2 protein-coding genes are annotated in these 3,035 nt (G+C 41.0%); both read left to right on the top strand.

Translation table 11 applies throughout. From position 1 onward, the window contains the following. Nucleotides 1-17 precede the first annotated feature (17 nt). Complete coding sequence (locus HZA10_09740) at nucleotides 18-1,790, top strand: hypothetical protein (protein MBI5196592.1); 1,773 nt, start codon at nucleotides 18-20, stop codon at nucleotides 1,788-1,790. A gap of 368 nt (nucleotides 1,791-2,158) precedes the next feature. Beyond that, nucleotides 2,159-3,035: HAMP domain-containing protein (locus HZA10_09735; GenBank protein MBI5196591.1), on the top strand; the 877-nt coding region annotated here is incomplete at its 3' end.

The raw sequence follows: 3,035 nt of genomic DNA, 5'->3' as shown, positions 1-3,035 counted from the left end.
AGGGCAGGGGAGAAAAAGTGAAGATATACGCTGCGGCATTAACATTCCTTTTTTTAATATCCTCTACTGCTATTGCTGATGACAAGGTGTTTAATGCAGCAGGGCCATTCGGGGGAATCGTTACATCAGTTATTGAGGATGCTGATGGGGCTATATTTATTGGAACAGAGGGAGGCGGCATTTACAAGACAACAGACAATGGAAACACATGGCTGCCCGCAAGTTCAGGGCTTGCAAATCCCTTTGTATATTCGCTGGCAAAAACCCCGGACGGCTCAATGTTTGCAGGCACAAAGGCAGGGATATTCAAATCCACAAATCAAGGCATGAATTGGATATTAGAAACAGGTGCTTCAAAAGGGCATCTCGTCCCGTTTGTTTCATCCAATAAAGAAGGAAAAGTTTATGCGTCCATATGGGGAAGCGGTGTGTGCAAAAAGATTGATAATGATTGGAAATTATACAGCATAAACGATGAACTTCACAACACATTTGTAAACGGCATTACGTTTACAAAAGACGGCGCAGCCCTCGCTGCGACAGAAGGCGGGGTCTATGGGCTTGGCAAGGGTGAGAATAAATGGAGGTTTGTCGGTCTTCTGGAATATCTTGTGCAGTCAATCGTTATTGATAATAGTGGACACATCTATGCGTCAGTATGGGGCAGCGGAATACAGAGAAGCAAGGATAACGGCAAAGAATGGGAGTCTTTTGGCAAGGGCGCTCATTCTTATGTGAGGCATCTATCCATCAATCAAAATAATGAAATCTTTGCAGGAACAGAAGACGGCGTATTTAAATTTTCGCCTGATGTGAAGGAATGGAAATCCATAGGATTAAAAGGCGTATTCATAAGAAATATAGCGCCAATCGGCAATGACAGGCTTTTTGCAGGCAGTTACGGCAAAGGCATATACATAAGCAATGACAAAGGCAAAACATGGCAGCAAAAAAATAACGGCATAGCGAACACGCAGATAATATCGGCATTTGCTGATGAAAATACCATATATGCCGGGACATCATGGGGATTATTCATAAAGCAAAAAGACAAAGTATGGGAAGAGGCGGTTCTATTTTCAGGGAAAAGGGTTCAGGCAATTGCAAAGGATTCAAAAGGCAATATCTATGCAGGGACAACAAGCGGCGTGTTCAAATATAATGCCTCTGACAAAAAATGGGAAAGGGTTAAAGGTCATCCAGCGGCATATTCAAATACATCAGTAGTTGCAATTGATAAAAATGACAGTGTCTTTGCCGGCATTGAAGGCGACGGCTTTTTTAGAAGCGATGACATAGGAGGAGCATGGAAGGCATTGGAAAACGGGCTTACAAACAAAAGGATATTGGCGGTTGCGTTTGATTCAAAAGACAGGATTTATATCGGCACAGCAAACGGTATATTCAGAAATGCAAAAGAGGATAGGGATAGATTTGAAGATATGACAGGCAATCTTAAAAACACAATAATCCAGTCAATCGCAATAGACAAAGACGGCAATATCTATGCTGGAACAGACGGGGGAGGGGTGTTTGTAAAAAGCGGAGATAAGGCATGGGAAGAAAAAAACAATGGTTTGAAAAATAAAAGGGTCTTGTCTTTAAAGGCAGACAATAAAGGCAATGTCTATGCAGGCACGCATGACGGTTTATTCTTGCTCGAAAAAGACGCATCAGAGTGGAAGGATGCAAGCGGCGATATGGTCAACCGCATTGTCCAGACAATAAACATGGATAGCGCAGGAAGACTTTTAATCGGAACATGGGGAGGAGGGATTTTAACAAAGTAAAATCTTATCAAATACTCAAGGCTAAAGCCTTGAGTTACAGCGTAACTCAAACCTTTAGGTTTGAGAATTATAATTTTAAGCCTACCTTTCAACTCCTCATACACACATTATCATTTGACAAATCCCAATTTTACGCTAGCAGGCTGTTGAAAAACCACAAGCAGATTAAATCAGGCATTGTAACTACATGTAGAAACGGACCTTTAGGTCTATTATTAACGGGTCTAAAGACCCGTTTCTACAGTTTTTCAACTTTTTGCGAAGCCATCATATTTGACAAATCCCAAGTCTACGCTATACTTATATAATTCTATAAAAGTGATTGGCGGCTGCCCAATCAAATGAATCGCAAACAATCGGAGGTCTTTATGCCCTACAAAATCAGGACAAAACTCATCATTGCGTTTTTCGCAGTAATATTTCCATTTTTGATTATTATGGGCGGCATAAGCCTTTACAATATGAATACTATCTATAAAAAACTCCACCGTCTTGATGATTTATCTAATGACAGGATGGTTGTTACAAGCATTATGCTTGCATTTGGAAGGGTATTGATGCCTGTTAATGATTATATTATTACAGGGGATAGAAGATATATTGACGATTTTAAAGGGAATTCCATTGATTTAGAAGCAAGGGTAAAAGAGATGGAACTAGAGTTGGGTCATGCGCATGAAATCAGCGAAAAGGAATTATTCAAAAAGGTTAACGAGACATGGCAGAATATAAGGGAAATATCCTTTAAGATATTTGCAGTCCCTGACCCTCGCGGCAATAAGGACGCTGCAAAACTAATGGAAGACATGGATTATAAGTATGCCTATCCCATTATAGAAGTGCTTAAAAAATGGCGTGATAAGGATATAGAAGAATACAAAGAGAGCGTTGCAGTGGCTGAAAAGGCATGGGTAGAGGTGTGGGTAATTATGATTGTGGGCGCTGTTATTTTGATTGGCACTGGCGTTTTCTTTGCGTTTTACTATTCAAAGATATTTGTCAGACCAATAGAAATCATTCACAACGGCGCAGACGCAATTGCGCACGGCGATTTCAAGACAAGGCTTGATATAAAGACAGGTGATGAGATTGAGCAATTGTCAGATGCAATGAATGAGATGTCAGCGCAGTTGGACAGCCTTTATTCCAATATGCAGGCAATGGTTGATGAGAGGACGCTGGAATTAAAGGAAAGCGAGGAGAGATTTCGCAGTGTTTCAGAGAGCGCCCCTGACGCCATCATCT

The organism is Nitrospirota bacterium (assembly GCA_016212185.1).
Taxonomy (GTDB): Bacteria; Nitrospirota; Thermodesulfovibrionia; order UBA6902; family DSMQ01; genus JACRGX01.
Note: the sequence above shows the minus strand (reverse complement) of the source record. Positions and strands in the feature narration are given on the sequence as shown.